Here is a 4,925-nt window from a genome sequence, read left to right as displayed (position 1 = left end):
TATATAAAGGCAAAAACATTTTTGTGATAAAATATGTTTTTTTAAAACTTCTTTAATTTTATTTAATTATAATTCTTAAATCATTTACTCAAAAAAAGGATGTTATTATGGCAGAGAATTCAATCCCACCAAAAGAACGTATAAACATTGTTTATAGAACCAAAACAAACAACCAAGAAGCAGATGTTGAACTTCCGTTAAAGCTGATGGTAGTTTCAAATTTAACTGGTGAAAACCAAACTCCACTTGAAGATCGCGAAGTTGTCTCTATAAATAAGATAAATTTCGATCAGGTTATGAAAAGTTTAGACATTCATACTGAATTTTCAGTGAAAAATAGGCTAAATTCTGGTAGCGAAGATCTAAATATCGATCTTAACTTTGAAAGCATTCAGGATTTCAATCCAGACAATATCATCAACCAAGTACCTGAGCTAAAGAAGCTATTGCAGCTTAGAAAAGCTTTAGTTGCGTTAAAAGGACCTATGGGCAATATGCCTGATTTTAGAAAAGCAGTTTTAGAGGCTATTAAGGATGAAGATAGTAGAAAACAGCTTCTTTTAGAGCTTAAAGACGAAAAAGATAAGGAATAAAAATGTCTGAAACTAAAGTAAAAACTCCTATCATTGAAAGCATAATGCAAAGGAGCAAATATACAAAAGATGATGAAAGTTATAGCGTAGTAAAGCAAGGAGTTGCCGAGTTTATCTCAAATGTCATCACAACAAATAATGCTGAAGAGAAGATAAATAAGCTTGCACTTGATGAGATGATAGCTCATATAGACACGCTTTTATCAGCTCAGATGGATGAAATTTTACACAATAAATCTTTCCAAGAGCTAGAATCTACTTGGCGCGGCATTAGATTTTTAGTTGAGAGAACAAATTTCAACGAAAACGTAAAGATCGACCTTTTAGACGCTACAAAAGAAGAAATTTTAGATGACTTTGAAAACAATCTAGATATAACTCAAAGCACACTTTATAAGCAAATTTACTCAGCTGAATATGGTCAATTTGGTGGTGAGCCAGTTGGTGCGATAGTTGCTGATTATGAGCTAGATAAGTCAAATCAAGATATGACTTTCTTAAACAAAATGTCTTCAATTGCAGCGATGAGCCACTCTCCGCTTCTAACTTCGCTATCTTCTAAATTCTTCGGACTTGATAACTTTGGCGAACTTGAAAACATAAAAGATCTAAAGAGCCTACTTGAAGGTCCTCAATACACAAGATGGAGAACTTTTAGAGAGAACGAAGACGCAAAATATACAGGTTGTATGGTAAATAGATTTCTTACTAGATCTCCATATATCCCAGAAGATAACCCTATAAAAAGCTTTAACTACCGCGAAAGCGTTGATAAGCACGATGATATGCTTTGGGGCAACGGCGCTTATGCGTTTGCTACAAGGCTTACAGAGAGTTTTGCCGACTATAGATGGTGCGGAAACATCATCGGACCAAAAGGTGGTGGCGCTGTAAAAGACCTACCAACTTACACTTATGAAAACTACGGAAGCGTTCAGACAAAAATTCCAACCGAAGTTTTGATAACAGATAGAAGAGAATTTGAGCTTGCAGAAAATGGCTTTATAACACTTACGCTAAGACGTGATAGCAACAACGCAGCATTTTTCTCTGCAAACTCAGTGCTAAAACCTAAAGTTTTCCCAAATACTCCAGAAGGCAAAGCTGCTGAGACAAATTTCAGACTTGGCACACAGCTTCCATATGTATTTTTGATATCTCGTTTGGCACACTATCTAAAAGTACTTCAAAGAGAAGAGATCGGTACTTGGAAAGAGCGCAGTGACGTTGAACGTGGCTTAAATGAGTGGCTAAGACAGTACATCTCAGACCAGGAAAATCCACCAGCTGATGTAAGAAGCAGAAGGCCATTTAGAAGCGCAAAAGTTATCGTTAGCGATATAGCTGGCGAGCCAGGCTGGTATAAGATAGAGCTTCTAGCCAGACCTCACTTTAAATTTATGGGGGCAAATTTCGAGCTTTCTTTGGTTGGTAAGCTGGATAAAGAGTAAATTTAAGCATGTCGCTGATAGATAAAATTTTATATGAATTTAGTGATGAGTCAAAATTTCGTCCCTACTTCAAAGACCTAGACAGCGACATCAAAGATCACATCGATACTATCTTAAACTCAAGGCTTGGAAACTACGGCCGTTTAAATGATAGTATCATCGATCTTTGGTCGGTTGGGGTCGAGATAAACGAGCTTGGCCATAGACTTGGCATGGCGATATATGAACTAATCACCTCAAACGAAAATAGAATAGAGATAACTTCTATCGGCTATGATGACTCGCTAAAGCCTTGGCGTATCATCTTTAACATAAACTATAAGCATAAAAACGACAATTTCAAAGAGTATTTGCTAAAGGTTATTTTTAAGAACAATAGATATTGTGAGATTTTATAATGGATTATAATGAAAATAATTTAGCTTATTTTCAAAAAGAGATGGCGTATCTTGATGAAACGAGAGCTCTTTTTATAAAGAATTTCCCAAAGGTTGCACCATTTTTAGATACTAAGAGCAAAGATCCTGATGTTGAGAGTATCATAGAAAATATGGCTATTTTGACATCAAGGATTAGACAAGAGCTAGATGAAAATATCCCATTAATAGCTGAGTCTTTGATAAATATCTTAATGCCAAGCTACACAAACCCTTTCCCATCAGTTTGCATGCAAGAATTTGCTCTAAGAGATGACTTTTCAGAAAAAAAAGAATTTATACCAAAAGGTAGCATCATAGAGTCAAAGCCAATAAACGGCGTGGCTTGTAAATTTCAGACGATATATGACGTAAATTTGCTTCCATTAAAGATATCAAAAGCTTTCATGTCAAACAACAAAAGCGACTATCTTTTAAATTTAAACATATCTATCACCAAAGATGAGCTTAGCACCAAAGAGCTTGATACCAACTTTTTAAATTTATACCTTGGTGATAACATATACTTCTCTTCAACTCTTTTGATGTGGCTAAAAAACTACTTAAAATTTATAGTCATAAGCTTTGAAGATAGCGACGAGGAGATAAAACTTGGAGCTGATAAGCTTAGCTTGGATGAATTTGATGAAGCTTTGATAAAGAGCGATGAGTTTGGTTTTGAGGCGTTTGAGCTTATAAAAGAGCTTTCATATTTTTCATCTAAACTAAATTTCATCCGTATAAACGGACTTGGTTTTTTAAAAAGATTTGACGCAAAAAGCTTTAACATCAAATTTGTCTTTTCAAAAGATATGCCAAATGGCTATGTACCAAGGCTAGAGTATTTCTCTCTTTTTGCCACGCCAGCGATAAATTTGTTTGCCAAAGGCGCTGAGCCTATACAAAATAACAACAAACGAAGCGAATATAGAATTTTCATCGACCGCTCAAACATAAACGCTTATGAGATAGTTTCTATCACAAAGGTCGTCGCTCACAGCAGCAATAATGAAAAAAGGATACTTAAAAACTACAAAAGCTTTGAGAGGTTTGAGTTTTTAAATAGCCAAAGATCAAAGGATTATTACTTTGTAAGCAACAAAATAGATATGAAGCTAAACTCTTACAAAGAAATTTCATTTTTTAAAAATGACACCAAAGAGCAGACTGTGAGCATCGAGACGCTTTGCTGTAACGGCGATCTACCAACAAACCTAAAACTAGGCGAGATAAACAAAATCCAAAATCACCAAGGTGTAGTGACCAAAAATTTAACTATCCCAACTAGCGTAAAACGTGTAAATGTAGATGGAAATTTACTCTGGAGGCTGGTTAGTATCTTGTCATTTAGCTATCAAAGCATACTAAACAAGGGCTCTTTTCTAGCACTGCTTAATGCCTTTATGCTACCTGATGATGAGTTTTTGAAGAAATTTTCTAGCTCGCTTCATGAGATAAAGACAAAACAGATCCACAGGGTCGATGGCGGCTTTGCAAAAAGAGGAGTGCTTTGTATATTTTATATAGATGAGAGCGAGTTTGAAAGCCTTGGAAATGTCTATGTTTTAGGTATAAATTTGGCTAAGTTTTTATCAAAATTTGCTTCTATTAACTCATTTTGCGAGCTTAAGATAAAGTGCGTAAAGAGTAAAATTTTATTTGATTATGGGTTTTTAAGCGGCACGAAAGAGCTTGTATGAGCGAAGAGATAAGCCAAGCTTCTTTTTTTAAGCTGATAAAAAACATCCTAAAAAATAGGGATAGGAGCGAGATATTTTTAAAAAATAGCTCGAGTTTTGCCTACCCGATCAAAGAGCTCGAGAGCTTAGATGAGCAGGAGCTTACAAAGATAATTGTAAATTTTATGGGTCTTTTAGGAAGCGGCTCGCACCTAACAAGCTACATTTTAGAGAAAATTTCAAAGACTAATGACAATAGCTATGAGTTATTTTTTGATTTTTTTGACAACTACTTGCTTTGGCTATTTTTTGACAGCATTAGTCTAAAAAACTACGCAAGATCTTTTGAAGATGAGCTTGATGATAAAATTTCAAAGATATTACTTGATATGCTTAATATAAAAGAAAAGCAGCTGGCAAAGAAATTTCTGCCATTTTCGCCACTTGCAGTTAGCCAAAGAAGGCCAAAAAAAGAGGTTGAATTTGCGCTTCAGAGCCATTTTGGGCTAAAAGATAAGCTTTTTATACTTGAAAATTTACCAAATCAAATTTTCATAGCTCCATCAAATTTAAACTCCTTAGGCCATAAAAATAGGACACTTGGTAAAAATTTCATCCTTGGTAAAAAGCTTTTTGAAAAACAAACTAAGATTGCAGTCTTTATAAACGGTATAGAGTACGAAGAGGCTGTAAATTTCTTCCCAAAAAAAGATAAATTTAAAGAGCTACAAGAGACTCTTTCTTATTTTACTAATGATGAATTTGTTTCTGATTTATATTTGAAGA

The 4,925-nt window shown here is 34.7% G+C and carries 5 protein-coding genes; all 5 read left to right on the top strand.

Annotated elements, in window-relative coordinates; all coding sequences use genetic code 11:
• The first annotated feature begins 107 nt into the window (after positions 1-107).
• A complete protein-coding gene (gene tssB, locus F3G98_RS07400; RefSeq protein WP_012001089.1) occupies positions 108-593 on the top strand; it encodes a type VI secretion system contractile sheath small subunit in 486 nt (161 codons plus the stop codon).
• A gap of 2 nt (positions 594-595) precedes the next feature.
• Positions 596-2,044, top strand: coding sequence for a type VI secretion system contractile sheath large subunit (tssC, locus tag F3G98_RS07395; RefSeq protein ID WP_103565630.1), 1,449 nt, complete (start codon positions 596-598; stop codon positions 2,042-2,044).
• 8 nt (positions 2,045-2,052) lie between these two features.
• On the top strand, positions 2,053-2,442 hold the full coding sequence (locus F3G98_RS07390; protein ID WP_012001091.1) for a hypothetical protein: 390 nt from the start codon (positions 2,053-2,055) through the stop codon (positions 2,440-2,442).
• Positions 2,442-4,160, top strand: coding sequence for a type VI secretion system baseplate subunit TssF (tssF, locus tag F3G98_RS07385; RefSeq protein ID WP_149725957.1), 1,719 nt, complete (start codon positions 2,442-2,444; stop codon positions 4,158-4,160). The genes F3G98_RS07390 and tssF overlap by 1 nt, the downstream gene beginning before the upstream one ends.
• A partial coding sequence (locus F3G98_RS07380; RefSeq protein ID WP_149726077.1) for a type VI secretion system baseplate subunit TssG occupies positions 4,157-4,925 on the top strand: 769 nt, incomplete at its 3' end. The genes tssF and F3G98_RS07380, both read left to right, overlap by 4 nt.

Origin of the sequence: Campylobacter concisus, assembly GCF_902460895.1 — a bacterium.
Classification (GTDB): domain Bacteria; phylum Campylobacterota; class Campylobacteria; order Campylobacterales; family Campylobacteraceae; genus Campylobacter_A; species Campylobacter_A concisus_BC.
The sequence above is the reverse complement of the archived record's forward strand: the minus strand, read 5'-3'. Positions and strand labels throughout refer to the sequence as shown.

Coding starts and splice junctions, on each gene's coding strand:
- tssB (WP_012001089.1), top strand. CDS start 108: ATGGCAGAGAATTCAATCCCACCAAAAGAACGTATAAACATTGTTTAT.
- tssC (WP_103565630.1), top strand. CDS start 596: ATGTCTGAAACTAAAGTAAAAACTCCTATCATTGAAAGCATAATGCAA.
- F3G98_RS07390 (WP_012001091.1), top strand. CDS start 2,053: ATGTCGCTGATAGATAAAATTTTATATGAATTTAGTGATGAGTCAAAA.
- tssF (WP_149725957.1), top strand. CDS start 2,442: ATGGATTATAATGAAAATAATTTAGCTTATTTTCAAAAAGAGATGGCG.